17 protein-coding genes and 1 tRNA gene are annotated in these 16,378 nt (G+C 53.0%); 12 read left to right on the top strand and 6 right to left on the bottom strand.

Annotation, left to right across the window (positions count from 1 at the left end; translation table 11 throughout):
* Window positions 1-147 precede the first annotated feature (147 nt).
* From DW091_RS18975 to larC, 4 genes are all read left to right on the top strand, one after another.
* Window positions 148-222 (top strand) — tRNA-Gln (locus DW091_RS18975).
* Window positions 223-511: 289 nt separating this feature from the next.
* Window positions 512-1,327 carry an ATP-dependent sacrificial sulfur transferase LarE gene (larE, locus tag DW091_RS18970; RefSeq protein ID WP_118518991.1) on the top strand — a complete coding sequence of 272 codons (816 nt, stop codon included), beginning with the start codon at window positions 512-514 and terminating at the stop codon, window positions 1,325-1,327.
* On the top strand, window positions 1,324-2,073 hold the full coding sequence (gene larB / locus DW091_RS18965; protein ID WP_118518990.1) for a nickel pincer cofactor biosynthesis protein LarB: 750 nt from the start codon (window positions 1,324-1,326) through the stop codon (window positions 2,071-2,073). Before larE ends, larB begins: the two co-directional genes overlap by 4 nt.
* An 11-nt stretch (window positions 2,074-2,084) precedes the next feature.
* Entirely contained in the window at window positions 2,085-3,239 is a 1,155-nt protein-coding gene (gene larC / locus DW091_RS18960) for a nickel pincer cofactor biosynthesis protein LarC (protein ID WP_118518989.1), read from the top strand.
* Between the two features lie 10 nt (window positions 3,240-3,249).
* Here the strand turns inward: larC and DW091_RS20220 are convergent, their stop codons facing one another.
* On the bottom strand, window positions 3,250-3,453 hold the full coding sequence (locus DW091_RS20220; protein WP_158577947.1) for a hypothetical protein: 204 nt from the start codon (window positions 3,451-3,453) through the stop codon (window positions 3,250-3,252).
* 119 nt (window positions 3,454-3,572) lie between these two features.
* Between DW091_RS20220 and DW091_RS18955 the strand changes: the two genes are divergently transcribed.
* Together DW091_RS18955 and DW091_RS18950 are read left to right on the top strand one after the other, a co-directional pair.
* A complete protein-coding gene (locus DW091_RS18955; protein ID WP_013378791.1) occupies window positions 3,573-3,920 on the top strand; it encodes a phasin family protein in 348 nt (115 codons plus the stop codon).
* Complete coding sequence (locus tag DW091_RS18950; RefSeq protein ID WP_118518988.1) at window positions 3,886-5,547, top strand: AarF/UbiB family protein; 1,662 nt, start codon at window positions 3,886-3,888, stop codon at window positions 5,545-5,547. Before DW091_RS18955 ends, DW091_RS18950 begins: the two co-directional genes overlap by 35 nt.
* Window positions 5,548-5,582: 35 nt before the next feature.
* Here DW091_RS18950 and DW091_RS18945 read toward each other — a convergent pair whose 3' ends face one another.
* From DW091_RS18945 to DW091_RS18930, 4 genes are read right to left on the bottom strand one after another with little or no spacing between them, the layout of a single operon-like run.
* On the bottom strand, window positions 5,583-6,752 hold the full coding sequence (locus tag DW091_RS18945) for an ABC transporter permease (protein WP_118518987.1): 1,170 nt from the start codon (window positions 6,750-6,752) through the stop codon (window positions 5,583-5,585).
* On the bottom strand, window positions 6,731-7,432 hold the full coding sequence (locus tag DW091_RS18940) for an ABC transporter ATP-binding protein (protein WP_074618390.1): 702 nt from the start codon (window positions 7,430-7,432) through the stop codon (window positions 6,731-6,733). Before DW091_RS18940 ends, DW091_RS18945 begins: the two co-directional genes overlap by 22 nt.
* Window positions 7,429-8,322: an efflux RND transporter periplasmic adaptor subunit gene (locus DW091_RS18935; RefSeq protein ID WP_118518986.1), complete on the bottom strand. Its 894-nt coding sequence runs from the start codon at window positions 8,320-8,322 to the stop codon at window positions 7,429-7,431. The genes DW091_RS18940 and DW091_RS18935 overlap by 4 nt, the downstream gene beginning before the upstream one ends.
* A 21-nt stretch (window positions 8,323-8,343) precedes the next feature.
* Window positions 8,344-8,535 carry a hypothetical protein gene (locus DW091_RS18930; protein ID WP_118518985.1) on the bottom strand — a complete coding sequence of 64 codons (192 nt, stop codon included), beginning with the start codon at window positions 8,533-8,535 and terminating at the stop codon, window positions 8,344-8,346.
* A gap of 153 nt (window positions 8,536-8,688) precedes the next feature.
* Between DW091_RS18930 and DW091_RS18925 the strand changes: the two genes are divergently transcribed.
* Window positions 8,689-9,372, top strand: a complete 684-nt coding sequence (locus DW091_RS18925; protein WP_074618387.1) for a response regulator transcription factor — start codon at window positions 8,689-8,691, stop codon at window positions 9,370-9,372.
* The gene (locus tag DW091_RS18920; protein WP_118518984.1) at window positions 9,369-10,679 is read left to right on the top strand and encodes an ATP-binding protein; all 1,311 of its coding nucleotides are present in this window, start codon (window positions 9,369-9,371) and stop codon (window positions 10,677-10,679) included. The genes DW091_RS18925 and DW091_RS18920 overlap by 4 nt, the downstream gene beginning before the upstream one ends.
* A gap of 203 nt (window positions 10,680-10,882) precedes the next feature.
* On the opposite strand, the gene DW091_RS18915 is transcribed toward DW091_RS18920, so the two are convergent.
* On the bottom strand, window positions 10,883-11,365 hold the full coding sequence (locus tag DW091_RS18915) for a TspO/MBR family protein (protein ID WP_118518983.1): 483 nt from the start codon (window positions 11,363-11,365) through the stop codon (window positions 10,883-10,885).
* A gap of 158 nt (window positions 11,366-11,523) precedes the next feature.
* Between DW091_RS18915 and DW091_RS18910 the strand changes: the two genes are divergently transcribed.
* From DW091_RS18910 to DW091_RS18895, 4 genes are all read left to right on the top strand, one after another.
* Window positions 11,524-12,108 carry a sugar O-acetyltransferase gene (locus tag DW091_RS18910; RefSeq protein WP_118518982.1) on the top strand — a complete coding sequence of 195 codons (585 nt, stop codon included), beginning with the start codon at window positions 11,524-11,526 and terminating at the stop codon, window positions 12,106-12,108.
* A 212-nt stretch (window positions 12,109-12,320) separates the two neighbouring features.
* On the top strand, window positions 12,321-12,944 hold the full coding sequence (locus DW091_RS18905; protein ID WP_058696027.1) for a recombinase family protein: 624 nt from the start codon (window positions 12,321-12,323) through the stop codon (window positions 12,942-12,944).
* Between the two features lie 195 nt (window positions 12,945-13,139).
* Window positions 13,140-15,593 carry a LuxR C-terminal-related transcriptional regulator gene (locus DW091_RS18900; RefSeq protein WP_158577946.1) on the top strand — a complete coding sequence of 818 codons (2,454 nt, stop codon included), beginning with the start codon at window positions 13,140-13,142 and terminating at the stop codon, window positions 15,591-15,593.
* A 95-nt stretch (window positions 15,594-15,688) separates the two neighbouring features.
* Entirely contained in the window at window positions 15,689-16,312 is a 624-nt protein-coding gene (locus DW091_RS18895) for an HD domain-containing phosphohydrolase (protein WP_118518980.1), read from the top strand.
* The last annotated feature ends 66 nt before the right edge of the window (window positions 16,313-16,378 follow it).

Raw genomic sequence — 16,378 nt, 5'->3', positions numbered from 1 at the left:
TTCTTTAAAATTTGTTGTATAATTATGCGGTCAATTAATTTTACAATTCGGGGGCAAAATATTTTTGAGAAAAATTGGAAATATTTTCTTGACAAATCCTGTAAAAAAAGCTAAAATAAATATCGTGCTCAGAACGGAGTACGCCGTAGGGGTGTCGCCAAGCGGTAAGGCAATGGACTCTGACTCCATCATTCGCAGGTTCGAATCCTGCCACCCTTGCCATTTTGTTTATCGGATCAGCAATGCTGGTCTTTTTTCTTTTTTTGCACACCCGTGTCAACATTTGGCCGTGAGAAATATTTTGACAGGCTTTCCTTTCTGTGTGATCAGGCGTATAATATTGCCATTCTATGGAAACGGAGAGGCTGCGGCTCCAGACCAGCTGTTATCCGGCTCTGACTGGGGGTGAGTGAAAGAAATGGGCAGATATAAGATCAGCTTAAAGCTGGTCTTTTTTTTATGGTCAGGAAAGCGTATAATAAGGGTATTATGATAATCAGGAGAGAGAACAATGAACACTTTAGATAAAGCGCTGGCTGGAAAGCTGGACAGCCTGAAGGATGTGATCCGGAGCTATGAAAAGCCGTGTATCGCTTTTTCCGGCGGCGTGGACAGCACCCTGCTGCTCCGGGTGGCAGTGGAAACCCTGGGCGCGGCGGCGGTGCCAATGACGGTTAACGGCAGCATGATGCCGCGGTCTGAGTTCGGGGACGCGAAAGCGCTGGCTCAGGGCATGGGCGCCGCGCTGTGTGTGCTGGACGTGGACGTGCTTTCAGTGCCCGAATTCGTGGAAAACGGGCCGAAGCGCTGCTACTTTTGTAAAAAGAATATCTTTACCCAGATCAAGGGCCATGCCCAGGAGCTGGGCTGCGACGTTATTTTTGACGGCTCCAATCTGGACGACCTGGACGATTACCGCCCAGGCCTGCTGGCGCTGGAGGAAATGATGGTGGTAAGCCCCTTTATAAAAGCCGGCCTTACCAAGCAGGATATCCGCGACCTTTCCGCCTTTTACGGGCTGTCCACAGCCCAAAAGCCCGCCATGGCCTGCCTGGCAACCCGTATCCCGGGAGGCGAGCCGATCACGCGGAAAAAGCTGCTGATGGTGGAGCAGGGCGAGGAATGCCTGAAGGTGCTGGGCCTGCGCCAGTACCGGCTGCGCTATATCGGCAGCATGGCCAAGATCGAGTGCGCCGAGGAAGATTTTGAGCTGCTCATGGACAGGCGGCAGGAGCTGGTGAGCAACCTGAAAGCCATTGGCTTTAAAACCGTTACCCTTGACCTTTCGGGTTACCAGTGCGGCAGTATGAATGAGGTGAAAAAATGAACGCAGAACAGCTGAAAGCCCTGCTGACGCAGGTTAAAAACGACGATACGAGCGTTGAGGACGCTCTGGAGCAGCTCAAGGAGCTGCCCTACCACGACCTTGAATACGCCAAGGTCGATTACCACAGGGAGCTGCGCAACGGCTTTCCCGAGGTGATCTACAGCCCGGGCAAAAGCCTCGGCCAGATCCGCGGCATTGTGCGGGATATGCTGGCCCGCACGACCGGCAATATTCTGGCCTCCCGCGCCAGTGAGGAGGTTTATGAGGCCATCCGCGAGCTGACGCCGGATGCGGTCTACTATAAGGAAGCCCGGTCTGTGGTGGTGAAGCGTGAGCCCTACCGCGTATCCGAGGGCACCATCGCAGTGGTGTCTGCCGGAACATCGGATATTCCGGTGGCAGAGGAGGCCGCTGTGACGGCCGAGGTCATGGGAAACCGGGTAAACCGTCTGTACGACGTGGGCGTGGCCGGCATACACCGGCTCCTTGACAACGTGGACATCATCAACCATGCCCGGGTCATCATCGTGGTGGCTGGTATGGAGGGCGCGCTGGCCAGCGTGGTGGGCGGCCTGACCGATAAACCCGTGGTCGCGGTGCCCACCAGCATCGGCTACGGCGCCAATTTCGGCGGCGTCTCGGCCCTTCTGGGCATGCTGACCTCCTGTGCAGGAGGCATCGGGGTGGTCAATATCGACAATGGCTTTGGGGCGGCCTGTCTGGCCTCAAAAATCAATCAACTTTAGCAGGAGGGACCATGAAAGTATTATATTTTGACTGTTTTGCAGGCATCAGCGGCGACATGACGCTGGGCGCCTTTCTGGACATTGGCGCAGACCCCGCGCACCTGGAGCGCGAGCTGGCCAGGCTGGGCGTGCCGGGCTTTCATCTGGAGATCGAGAAAACCCAGAAGCGGGGCATCACCGGGACCAAGTGCCACGTGGTCATGGACCGTCACGAGCATGCCCACCGCCATTTCGGCGACATTGTGAAGATCATTGAGAGCAGCGGCCTGGACGAGGCGGTCAAGAAAACGGCCATCGCCATTTTCAGGCGTGTGGCCGAGGCCGAGGGCAAGGTTCACGGTGTTCCCATGGAGCAGGTACACTTCCATGAGGTGGGCGCAGTGGATTCCATTGTGGATATTGTGGGCGCGGCCATCTGCTTCCACGATATTGCGCCCGACGTGGTGTATGGCTCTGCGGTGAACGCGGGCCAGGGCTTTGTGAAATGTGCCCACGGCCTGCTGCCAGTGCCGGCGCCCGCCACAGCGGAGATCATCGGAAAAACCGATTTTCCCATTTACGCGAAGGGCGTGGACGGTGAGTCCGCAACCCCGACGGGCATGGCCATCCTCGCCGAGCTGGCCAGCTATTCGGCCGGCTTTCCGCAGATAGCGGTGGACACCGTCGGCTATGGCTTTGGCGACCGTGAGTTTGAGATCCTGAACGGCCTGCGCCTTTTTATGGGACACACCCACGAGGCGGACAGTGGTATCCTGGTCATGGAGACCAACATTGACGACATGACAGGCGAGACGGCCGGCTACGTGCTGGAGGGCCTCTTTGAGCAGGGCGTGCGCGACGCCTTTTACACGCCCATCTATATGAAGAAAAACCGGCCGGCCGTCAAGCTGACCGTGATCTGCGACGCCGGAAAGGAGGAGACGGTCACCCGCTATATTTTCGCGCAGACCAGCAGCATCGGCCTGCGCAAATATCAGGTTGACCGCGCGGTCATGAACCGGGCGATCGAGACGGTGGACACGCCCTTTGGCCCGGTCCGCGTCAAGGCCTGCACCTATGACGGTATCGCCAAGCGCAGCCCGGAATACGAGGACCTGAAGCGCATTGCCGGCGAAACGGGAAAATCCTTTATGGAAATTGAGGCCGCTGTTTATAAATATCTCTAAAAGGGTAAAATTAAACTGAATTTAAAGAACGCTGTGTTATAATGAAATAACAGCAAACGGCAGAAAAAGGCAGTGATGAAAAAGATCGTGAAGCGGTAAATTGCAATAAAGAGGCTTTTGCAGTTGAAAGTTGAAAATGGAAAGTGGAAAGTTCAGGAACAAATGTGCGCTGCACATTTGATTGGAAGCGGCCTGCGGCCGCTGCCTGAATCAAAAACCTTCCACTTTCAACCTTCCTGCTTCCACTTGTAAAGTATTTTGCGGCTTTGCAGCGCATGACCATTTTATCAATGTTTTATGATTCAAGATTTCCAAAAGCAAAGGAGAATTAAAATGGCAAGTTTTAACTTAGGCGAAGAGCTGAGAAAAGTACTGTTGGCAGGCGTGGGCGCAGTGGCGACCACTGCTGAGAAATCTCAGGAGCTCATCAACCAGCTGGTTGAAAAGGGCGAGCTGACTGTGGAGCAGGGCAAGGTGATGAACGAAGAGCTGAAGCGCAACATCCGGGACAAGGTCAAGGAAAACGTGACCGTTGTCGTCAAGGACGATGAGCCATCTGTGGATAAGGTGGTTGAGACCATGGACAAAATGAGTCCGGAAGAATTACAGGCCATCAAGGACAAGCTGGCCCGAATGGAGCGTGAAAATGCAGAAGACGCAGAGGTCAAAGACGCAGAATAACCCATTAAACCATGAAAAAGAGCCCTCAGGCGCTGGAAAAGCCAAAGAATACAACAGGCAGCGTCTGAGGGAAATCATGGCGATACTGGCCAAATACGATATTGTCAAAGGCATCACACCGGTCAAGCTGCGGCTCATCATCGAGGATCTGGGCCCGACCTTTGTCAAGCTTGGACAGGTGCTTTCCATGCGCCAGGACATCCTTCCGGCTGAGTACTGCCGTGAGCTTACAAAGCTCAGAACCGAGGTGCGTCCCATGGACTTCGAGGACGTGGTGGCGGTCATCGAGGAGGAGTATGGAAAGCCCCTGAACGAGATCTTTACTTTTCTGGACCGGAAACCTCTGGGCTCGGCCTCCATCGCCCAGGTGCACCAGGCAGAGCTGAAGGACGGCAGCTCTGTGGTGGTCAAGGTGCAGCGCCCCGGTATCAAGGACACCATGGCCCGCGACATCGGGCTGCTGGACAGGGCCGCCGCGCTGCTCAAAATCGCCGGCGGCACCGGAAACGCCATCGATTTTAAGATGGTGCTGGACGAAATGTGGTTTACAGCCCAGCAGGAAATGGACTTTTTGATCGAGGCCCACAACGCCGACGAGTTTTACGAGCTCAACCGGGACATCGTCTATGTGACCAGCCCTGTCATTTACCATAAGCACACCACCTCCAGGGTGCTGGTGATGGAATACATCGCCGGCGAGGAGATCGACCAGATTGGCCGGCTCACGGAGTTGGGCTACGATCTGGACGAGATCGCCCTCAAGCTTTCGGAGAACTACGTCAAGCAGGTCATCGACGACGGCTTTTTCCACGCCGACCCGCACCCGGGTAATATCCGCATCCGCGACGGCCAGATCGTCTTTATCGACCTGGGCATGATGGGCACCCTTTCCTCAAAGGACAAGGACCTGTTCAAGCAGGCCGTGGAGGCCATGGCGACAGGCGACGTGGACGCCATGAAAAACGTGGTGCTGTCCCTTGGCGTGCACACCGGCCGGATCAACCACGCCAGGCTGTATTCCGATATTGACAATATGATGGACGAGTACGGCAGCATGGAGCTGGGCAGCATAAACATCGGTACCATGATGGAGGACCTGCTTCAGCTGGCCAACGACCATCATATCGCCATGCCAAAAGGCGTGACCATGCTGGCCCGCGGTTCTCTGACCATTGAGGGCGTGCTGAGCATGCTGGCGCCAGAGACCAACGTGGTGCAGATTATGATCAACCATATGTCCGCCGAGCGCCTTGAGAACCTGGACCCCAAACGGGAAGCCCTTGAGCTGGGGCGTGAGCTGTACGGCGCGGCCAAAAGCACCCTGAGCCTGCCCGGCCAGGCGCTGGATCTGCTGCGCATGACAGTCAAGGGGCAGACAAAGATCAATCTGGAGATTACCGGCTCCGAGGAACCGCTGAACACCATTGACCAGATGGTCAACAAAATTGTGAAGTGTATCATCGCCGCCGCGCTGCTCATCGGCTCCAGCTTTATCAGTACCACGAATATGGAGCCAAAGCTGCTGGGCATACCCGCCCTGGGCACCATCGGCTACATTGTGGCCCTGATTCTGGGCGCGAATTTGATTTACAGCATTCATAAAAAGAAAAAAGAGATCAATAAATGAGGTAGGGTCTGTTTCAGACCCTACCTCATTTTGGTTTAACGCCGGAGCGCTTCGATGGGGTTCAGGTTAGAGGCGCGGCAGGCGGGGAAAATTCCAAAGGCCAGGCCGATAAGGGTGCTGGCACCAAAGGCTACAGGCACCATGACAGCTGGAATGACAAACTGAAAGCCCAGAAGCGTGGACAGGAAGCCAGCAGCAATGCCAGCGCCGACGCCGAAAGCGCCGCCCAGCAGGCTCATGGCCAGCGCCTCTGCCAGAAACTGGGCGAGGATATCGCGTCGTTTGGTGCCCAGCGCCTTGCGGATACCGATTTCCCGGACACGTTCGCTGACAGACACCAGCATGACGTTCATGACGCCAATGCCGCCCACGATCAGGGAAATCCCTGCGATTCCGGCCAGCAGCTGGGACAGACTGCCGCTGATATCTGCCCCTGCGTTTAGCATTTCATCCTGGGAGGAGACACTGTACATGGCAGGTGACAGCCCTTTTTTAATGGTCAGGTAAGCTGACAGGGCAGATTTTACCCCGTTGATCTGCTCCTGACTTTCTGCCTTAACGTAGAAGCTGCCCACGTCGTCGCCCAGATCAAAATAACGGGAAGTGGTCAGGGGAACCAGAATTAGATTGTCGACATTGACGCCCAGAGATTCGCCTTGGGGTTCCAGGATGCCAACGATTTTATACTCGTCGCCGCCCAGCTTCAGATGGTTGCCCTTCACTTGGGTGGTGTGGAACAGGTCGAGGGCAATATTGACACCGATGACGCAGACCTTGCTTTTTTCCTCCAGGTCAATGATGGACAGGTTTCGGCCTGACTGCAATTTTAAGTTGCGCAGACCCAGGTATTGGTCGTCAGTCCCGGCTAGGACACTGCGCTTCGAGGTGTTTTTTTCAAAATAAGCTTTGGCTGATAGAACTTTAAAGGGCGCGAGAGCCTGAACGCCAGACAGCTTTTTTATCTCCCCCAGATCTGCTGCTTTCAGACCGTCGTTTGGGTTTTCGGTGTAGACACTGGCTGTCAGGATATCGCCGCCCAGAGTGTCCATCTTTTGCCTGACAGACTGGTTGGCACCCTGACCAATGCCCACCAGAAGAATGACTGAGGCGATACCGATGATGAGGCCAAGCATGGTCAGCAGGCTTCTGAGCTTATTAGAGAGCAGGCTTGCGGCCGCGTATTTCAGGATTGTGGACAGCCGCATGGCGCACCTCCTGACGTGTCCGCACAGAGCTGTCCGTCAAGAATCTGGAGCACCCGACCGGTTTCCCGCGCCAGGCCCAGATTGTGAGTGATGAGGACAATGGTTTGCCCCTGCTGGTTAAGCCTTTTAAACACCGACATGATCTCAATGCTGGTTTTGGAGTCCAGCGCGCCGGTTGGCTCGTCGGCCAGAATGATCTCCGGCTGTCCGATGAGAGCCCGGGCGATGGCGACGCGCTGCTGCTGGCCGCCTGAAAGCTGTGAGGGAATGTGCTTTTCCCGACCTGCAAGGCCGACCCGGTGCAGATATTCAAGGGCAGTGGCCGTCATTTCTTTTTGACGGATGCCCCGCAGGCTCAGCGGGAGCTTTACGTTTTCCAAAGCGCTCAGCTTGTCCAGAAGATTAAAATTCTGAAAGACAAAGCCGATCTTCTGGTTGCGCAGCGCTGCCAGGCTGTTATCTGACAGGGTTCCGACCTCCTGGCCATCCAGATAATAAGTGCCGGAATCCGGTGTGTCCAGCAGACCCAGGATGTTCATGAGTGTTGATTTTCCAGAGCCGGAGGGCCCAACGATGGAGACAAACTCACCGGGTTTGACGTGCAGGCTGACGTCGGAGAGCGCTTGGACAGATGTATCCCCCAGTCGGTAGCTTTTTTCGATGTGCGTGAGCTGTATCATAGCGGGATCTCCTGTTCTGGTATGCTCATATCTTCTCCGGGAACTTCCTCGCCGGACGGGTCGGCGGCAGAGGGGAGAATAACCATATCGCCCTCATTGAGGCCGTTTGTGATCTCCACATCCTGACCGTCAGATATGCCGGTTTCAACCTTGCGCCGTTCTTCGCCGCCGCTGGACTTTACCGTGACATATTTGCCGTCCTCGCCGCTTTGGATAGCGGCCACCGGCACACTCAGCACATTGTCGGCAACAGCTGTTTTGATACTGCAGCTGGCAGACATGCCAAGCTTTAGAGAGCCGTCGTTGTCAAAAGAGACCGATATGGTAAACTTGGAACCCGTGGCGTCGTACTTACCAATCTGGCTGATGTCACTCACCATTCCCTGGAAGATTTGGTCACCGACTGCGCCGGCCTTGATGTCGACGGCCTGGCCGTCCTGGAGGTTTGCAAGGTCATTCTCATAAACACTCATCTGGACCTGCAGGTTCTGGGTGTCCGAAACATCGACAGAGTGGTCGGCGGTCATCGATTCATCCTTTGCCGGCAGCGCAGCGTTTGTAACCACCAAATCAAAGGGTGCATCCAGCGTTTCGCCGTTAGTGTACTCCAGTACCGGATAGCCCTCCCGGACTGTCTGGCCGACGCCGACGCAAAGTGCTTTAAACTTGTAATTCGTGTTGGGCTTCAGGCTCAGCGTCCGACGGGTTTTAATCTCGCCCGAGGCGGTCAGGGTTCGGGTGATGGTTTTTCGGGCGACTGCGGCAGTCACCTCCTGGGCGGCGGCAGTGTCCGCTGCCTGAGAGCCGTCGGGCTTAAGATAGATATAAAGCGTGACGCCGAAGACAGCGAGCAGCAGGACAATGATCAGGATCTGTTTTGCAATTCTCATCCGTTTTTCCTTTCGATATATCTATTCGGTTACGATGCCATAGCCGGGTTCGTCATTGACAACAGTGTCCTGCTCCTGAGATTGAAGTTCTCCACCAGTTGGCTTTCTGGCCGATTCACTGGGAAGAAATTTGCGTGCGATGAGCAGGCCGCCAGTTGCCAGTATGGCAATGATCAGCACAGCAATAATAATTTTAAAGGTTTTAGTTTTCATGTAATAGCCTCCATTCATTTTTCTGTCTGCATTTTAGCAGAGCTCAGCTTAAAAATTCGTGAAACGCTCAAAATTAAGAGGGTCTTAAGCTTTGGGTACTTCACTGTTTTTTAAGGTAGATTATGGTAAACTGGAAGTAAAAGGAGGTTGACGATGAAGCTTTTGATTATCGAAGATGACCCAAACCTGTCCGAAGTGATCCGGCAGTGTGTGGCGCCGCTCTACCAGACCGAGCAGGCCTTTGACGGCGAGGAGGGGCTCTACTACGCCAGCCAGAATATCTATGACCTGATTCTGCTGGATCTGATGTTGCCCGTTATCGACGGCTATGAGGTGCTCAGGCAACTGCGGGAACAGAAAATTTACACACCAGTACTCATCCTGACAGCCAGAGGCGCCATGACCGACAAGACAAAGGGTTTTCGCGCTGGTGCGGACGATTATCTGGTCAAGCCCTTTGACAGGGACGAACTCCTGCTGCGCATCGAGGCCATTCTGCGCCGCAGCACAGGACATTACGACATTGCGGCCCTCTGCTTTAAGGCGATGCGGGTCGATACAAAAACGCGCGCGGTCACCGTCGCGGGAGAAGCTCTTGACCTGCGTGGCAAACAGTACGACATCCTGGAATACCTGGTCAGCCATCAGGAGCAGCTCGTGACCAAAGCCCAGATTTTTGACAAAATATGGGGCTTTACCACAGATACCAGCTCCAATGTGGTGGAGGTATACGTGAGCGCCCTGCGCAGGATTCTGGCTGGCTGCGGCTATGACGGCTGTCTGAAAACAATTCGGGGCGTCGGCTATATGCTGACCGATGGAGAGCAAGCGCATTGAATGAGAAAAAATGGATCCGGCGGGAATTTATACGGAGCCTGCTGCTTTTTATCCTGGCCTTTTCGTGCATCTATTCAGTGCTGGGCCTGCTGATCTACGGCATTGTACGGACCAATCTGTACGCCTCAGTGGATAAGATACTGCTGGCCGACCAGGGAACAGCCTACGCGGCATTAATGATGGAGGACCGAGGATTTGAGATTGCAGAGCCGGAGAGCGGCGACATAGCCACTGACCAGGCCGAGCTGATCGGCGATTTTCCCGAGATTAACCCGAGAGTGCTGTATATTGCCAGAGATGTGAACGGCAGTCCGCTCCTTTATTCAGATATTAACGGAGATCTTTACGGGGACCTGTATAAGGGCTTTACCTTTAATTCCGCCGAGCTGGACACACTGTATTTCATGACATTGGATGGCCGCTACCATTACCGGGCCATCAACCGTATGATCGAAAAAGACCATGAGCAGAAGGAATACCTGCAGATTCTCATCAACGTTGACGCTGAGGACGAGATCCTCCGAAATGTGGTGACCGGCCTTTCGGTTGCGCTGGGCGCGGCAGTCTTTTTGTCCGCCGGCGTCGGCTGGCTGCTGTCCCGGCGTATCCTGAAGCCAGTGACGGAAGCCTACCAGAAGCAGACCGAGTTTGTTCAGAACGCCTCTCATGAGCTGAGGACCCCGCTGACCATTATCCGGACTACCCAGGAGCTGCTGCTGAGCGACCCGGAAAGCCGGATCATTGATAAGTTTGAGGCAGTCAACCGGACCATCGACGAGGCCAGGCGTCTGACAAAAATGACAGAGGACCTGATCCTGCTGGCAATGACCGATACCGGCCAGACGCCGCTGCAGAAAGAAACAGTATGTCTTGAGCAACTGCTCGGCAGTGTGGGAGAGGCCTACAGTGAGATCGCCAGCCTGGAAAATAAGAGCATGACAATGGATTTCCGCTTTAAGGGAAGCATTGAGGCAGACCCCGATAAGCTTCGCCAGCTCGCAGTCATCCTGCTGGACAATAGCTTTAAGTACACCGAACCCGGCGACAGCATTGCCATGAGCACAGAGGAGAGGGATGGAAAAGTCGTTTTGAGAATCAGCGATACCGGCATTGGTATCAGCGATGAGGATATGCGCCATGTTTTTGAACGCTTTTACCGCGCCGATAAGGCAAGGTCGCGCCAGACTGGCGGCAGCGGACTGGGTCTGGCCATTGCAGAGAGCATTGTTCTGCTGCACGACGGTAGTATCCAGATGCGGCACCATATGCCTAAGGGCGTGGAGGTGATTGTGAGGCTGCCCGCTTAACAGGCAATCCATATCAGGAAAGCCATTGCCAGCTTTGTGCCGCTCGCGTTTAAATTAGTATTTTCCGCTGCCCTAACTTGGTGCTCTGAGGAGGACAGAGAAAGAGGGAACAACAATAAAAAGACAAGGTCGCTGAGGGCCTTGTCTTTTCTGGTTATACGAAAGCATTGAAATAGAATCCATGATCTTGCTATAGCCCCGCGCTAGTTGATCACCGCGAACGCGATGTTCAGATAGGTGGCGAACAGAATCCAGAGGAGGTAGGGCGCCATGAGGCCCGCCGCCAGGGTGGAGATTTTTTTAAACCAGACAATGCAGGCGATGACTGCCGCGTCCAGAAGCAGGATGATAACAGCCGCCAGCCAGAAAGAACTGCCGCCGAAAAAGAGGATACTCCACAAAAAGTTGAGGAGCAGCTGGATGACAAACAGCCCTGTGGCGGAACGCTTGAGCCGGTCGTCCGTATTGGTCCGTAAAACCAGAAAAATGGCGACGCCCATGAGCAGGTAGAGCACAATCCAGACCGGCCCGAATACGGACCCGGGCGGGGACAGGGGCGCCTTGTTGAGCATGGCGTATTTGCCGGCGATGTCACCGGCCAGAAGTGAGGAGCAAAAGCCCACCAGCTCGACAACGACAATGGCGAGAATCAGCTGAACAACTGGGATTAATTTATTTTTAGTCATGATAATACCTCCTATAAGGCTTTGGTTTTAATAATATTTATCCATAATCCCGCCTGCGAAACAAAAAAACAGCCGCGGCTCTGTGTATCCATTGGCGCTCAAATGTGCTAAGATAGGGGTATCCGCTGTAGAAGATAGAATGAAATGAGGTGAACAAAATGACCGAAAGAGAGAAAATGCTGGCGGGTGAGCTGTACGACTGCAGCGACCCGGAACTGCTGGCACAGTGGCACAGAGCCAAGGATCTGGTGCGGGCCTACAACCAGACCGCCTCAGAGGCGCTGGAGGAGAAGGACCGGATTTTGACAGCGCTGCTGGGAAAGCGCGGTGCAAACCTGTGGATAACGCCGCCGTTTTTTGTGGATTATGGCGTTAACATCTGTTTTGGCAACAACTGTGAGGTCAACATGAACTGCACCTTTCTGGATGACAATCGGATTGTTATCGGGGACAACGCCCTCATCGCGCCCAATGTTCAGATATACACCGCCTTTCATCCGACCAGGGCGGTGGACCGCTTCGGACCGCCCAGAGAGGACGGGAGCTTTGCCTTCTGCAAGACCCAGACCGCCCCGGTTGTCATCGGTGACAATGTCTGGATCGGCGGCGGGGCCATAATCCTGCCGGGTGTCACCATTGGCAACAACGTGGTCATCGGCGCGGGCAGCGTGGTGACAAAGGATATCCCATCAGATAAGGTTGCGATCGGAAGCCCCTGCCGTCTGGTCCGGGAGAATATTTAAAATGATCAAACAGCCTGCTGAAATCCCTCAGGGTTTCGGCAGGCTGTTTTGTTTTCTGCCTTACGGGCTGTTTTGGCATTGATTTAAGGTATCATTAACAGAGAAATTTAATTTTAAAGAGAAATTTAATTTTAGATAGAATATATTGAGAAAGAGGTTTGTTATGGAAAAGGTAAAAAATAAAGGCGATTAGAACTGAAAGGAAACAACGCATGTATCGGTTAAAAAAGAAAGACAACACTCATAAAAAACAGGTATACGGCTATGCGCGCGTCTCTACCGTAGGGCAGAATTTAGACCGTCAGATAGATGAACTAAAGGAGAAAGAAATATCAACTAAAAATATATTCTGCGACAAACAAAGTGGAAAAGATTTTGAGCGAAACGCCTATAAGCGGCTGGTGAGAAAATTAAAAAAAGGCGATCTTCTCATTATCAAAAGTCTGGACCGCCTGGGACGCAATTATGAGGAGATCATCGTGGAATGGCGGCGCATTACCAAGGAAATTGGCGCAGATATAAGGGTAATGGATATGCCGCTGCTGGACACCAGCCAGTACAAGGGCCTTATTGGCACCTTTATCAGCGATCTCGTATTACAGATATTATCCTTTGTGGCACAGCAGAATCTGGATTATATTCATCAAACACAACAGGAGGGCATTGCCAAGGCGCGGGAAAAGGGTGTGAAATTTGGACGTCCTAAAATAAGGACCGAGCATAACTTTAAAGCAGTTTACAGCCGCTATTGCGAAAAGGAAGTATCGGCACGCCAGGCAGCTGAGCTGCTGGGGGTCAGTGTACGGACCTTTTACCGGCGTATTCATGAAATGTGAGACTAAAAATGTGCCAAAAAGTATACTTTTTGGCACAGAGAAATTTTAATAAAAAAATGGAATATAAAGAATATGGGTTTGATTATAACATGCTTATATAAGCTTTTCAAATATTGTTTTAACGCTTTTTAATGTGCCAAAAAGTATGCTTTTTGGCACACCGTTTAAACCATCGTATAAGAGAGGATAATGGTTATGTTAGAAAACGCGTTTAAACCCAAGATGCTGGAGCGTCAGAAATTGCAAAAGCTGCTGCTGCGGAGCAGACAGAAGCCGCTGGTGTACCTGTATGGTCTCATGGGATCAGGAAAAACGACCAGCGTGGAAATGTACCTGAAAAAGTCCGGAGGCCCGCCGGCAATCTGGTTTACCTGTCCAGATGAGGTTATGGATGAGCAGTGGGCCTGGGGAAGATTTGTACAGACGCTGGGGCAGAGACTGCCAGAACTGGCGTCAGCACTGTCAGAGGCAGGAATTCCCCAGAGCAGCAGCGATGTGGGCAGGATCATGGATATTCTGACCCAGCAGCTCAGTCAGGATATTCTGCTGGTCATTGATGATTTCCATCTGGTGCAGAATCTGCACCTGAAACACCTGGCGGCGATCATCGCAAAGGAGCAGCCCCAAAATCTGCGGCTCATCCTGATCTCCCGCAACCCGCCAGAGCCAGTGTACTACGAGCTGGAAATCAAGGGACGCTGTACCATCATCGGCCAGGAAAGCCTTAACTTTACAGCAGGAGAAATACAAATTTTTTACAGGCAGAATGGCTTTCCTCTTGAAGGCGAGGCGGTAAGAAAGCTGAACGCCTACTGCGGTGGCTGGACGGCGACCGTCTATTTATCGCTGCTTCAATACGCAGAAACCCACAGGCTGGACGCTATTGATAAGGCAGAAAAATTTGTGTGGACAGCCATCTGTGAAAAGATGGGACAGGCCGAACAAAAGATACTGGTTCAGCTGTCCCAGCTCAACACCTTTACCCTGGAGCAGGCATCCTTTGTCACGGGTGCGCCTGAAGCGGCCGCCGTAGTGCAGCAGATGCTGCGCAAAAACTGCTTTATTCACTACCATACCCAGAGCAGAACCTACCAGCTGCACACCATTTTAAAAAACGTGGTAAATCAGCAGAATCTGCTCAGTCAGGCAGAAATTCAGGAGCTCAACCGCCAGAACGGTGTGTGGTATCAGCGGCAGGAAAAGCCTCTGGAGGCGATTAATGCTTACCGCAGAGCAGGAAACGACGACGCTATCCTGGAAATCATGGAGCAGAAAGGCGCTACTGAGCTGCTGGATCAGGCTCCGTCACTCATTATTGAAAGCTTTAAGGCGATACCGCCATGGAAAAGACTCAGCCACCCGCGGGCGTATCTGTCCTTTCTGTGTTCTTATCTGGTGGTGGTAGACGCCGAGAGAGCGCTGGAGCTTCTGGAGGAGGCAAAGGCTGTTTATCGGAAAAACCCCAACCTGCCCAATAAAAAGCGCATCCTGGGTGAGATTGCCCTTATCGAAAGCTATGCGGTATTCAATGATCTGGAAGAAATGTCGATACGCCACCGGCAGGCCTACGAGGCCTTTGAGGGAGGCGAATCCCAGATACAGTGCAGCCAGATGGATTTTACCTTTGGCTGCCCCAGTATCCTGTACTTATATCACAGCCGCTTTGGCGGCCTGCGGCAGATACTGGACCGGCTGAAAAAGGATGGCTGGTATTATACCCATGTTTCCGGAGGGTGCGGCGCTGGGCATGAGTATATCCTGGAGGCCGAGTATGCCATGGGGCTTGGGCAGTGGTCCGAGGCACAGAATGCCATCGAAAAGGCTCAGATTAAGGCAGAAGAAAAAAAGCAGAAAAGCATCCTTATTTCAGCCCTGTTTCAGCAGATGCGGCTTGAGCTGTATCTGGGCGATGAGAAAAAAATCCGCAGCTGCCGTAAAAAAATGGAGGAAGCCGCTGCAAACAGCGATATTCCAAGCCAGCGCCAGAGCGCAGAGATCGCTCTTGGCTTTGTGAGCGCCGTAATGGGACGCACAGACGAGATTCCCGTATGGCTGAAAAAGGGCGACACCGAATACTATACAGCGCCGCCTCAGGGCAAGGGCATCATTGCCATTGTCCACGGCATGGCAGAAATTCTGGAGAACAACCCCATCAAGCTTGAGATTCACGCCGAGCTTCTGCTGGAGCATTCCAGACGGAACCATTTTATCATCGGCGAGATCTACGCCCGTCTGTTCAAGGCCATTGCGGTCGAGCAGCAGAGAGGGGACGGCGCACCCATATTAAAAAGCCTGCTCTCGGATATGCGGCCAGATGGATACTACAGTCCTCTGATCGAGCTGTCCCCCCATGTTCTTGCCATGCTCTGCCGCTTGAAACCTGAGGATGCAGAGCCTGTGCTGGAGGACTGCCGCCATTTTAATGATTTGTATGAGAACTATCACGGCATCTGTGCCGCGGGTCTTACAGTCAGAGAAAAAGAAATACTGACCCTGCTGTGCAGGGGCTACGCCCGCAAGCAAATCGGAACAGAACTGAAAATTGGCCTGCCGACTGTCAAGACCCATATTCGCAATATTTATAATAAGCTTCAGGTATCCAAAAAGGCTGATGCCATCAAAAAGGCTGAGAAACTCAGTCTGATATAAATCATCCCTTTTGGTCGATGCCCGATATTTTGGAGAAGGTTATACTGTTAACAGAAAAGACAGTATAACTTTTTTTATTGGAGGAGAGGAAAAGCATGTTGGAAAAAAAGCTGAATGAGAGCTTTAATACATGCAGCAAAGCCGTAAGAGACCACTGCAGACGTACCGGTGACCTCGTTCGCGAGCTGCTGGCTGTACTGGAGTGGCAGGAATTTGAGGAGATCTGGTGCTGGCGTGGAAAGCTGCCCTTTTACTACCACGATATCGGCAAAGCCATGTGCAGCGACGAGAATATGAAAGAACATCCGGAAAAGGGAGGCACTTTTTTCAGCGAATTGTATCGGCAGGCCAGTGAGGATGAGAAAGATGAACAAAGCATTATCTTTTTTAGCATTGCCAGCGACGCCTGTCTCTACCACCATGAATGGCTGAATGGTTTTGGCTACCCTGCCGGACGAAAAAGTCAGGAAATCGTCCTGGTAGGCCGGCTCTGCGCCGTCGCCGACACCTGGGATAACCTGACCCACGAAACACCGGGCAGCCCGGCCCTTACCGAGGCAGCGGCCAAAGAAATAATGGAAGGAAAACGCAATATCCAGTTTGATGACTACCTGGTTAAAGCGCTGTTCCAGATTAACGGTTTCATGACAGAGAAGGAGGAGGACGACATCATCGTCTCCCCCATCACCAGAAAGCGTCATTTCTGGAGTCTGAAATAAAATGCTGAAAAGCATATCTTTTTTACCTTATTCCACCCGCGGCGGGGTGCGCCAAAAACCCCCGCC

It is taken from the genome of Eubacterium sp. AM05-23 (genome assembly GCF_003477535.1).
Taxonomy (GTDB): Bacteria; Bacillota; Clostridia; order Eubacteriales; family Eubacteriaceae; genus Eubacterium; species Eubacterium maltosivorans.
This window is presented reverse-complemented; position numbering and strand designations above follow the sequence as displayed.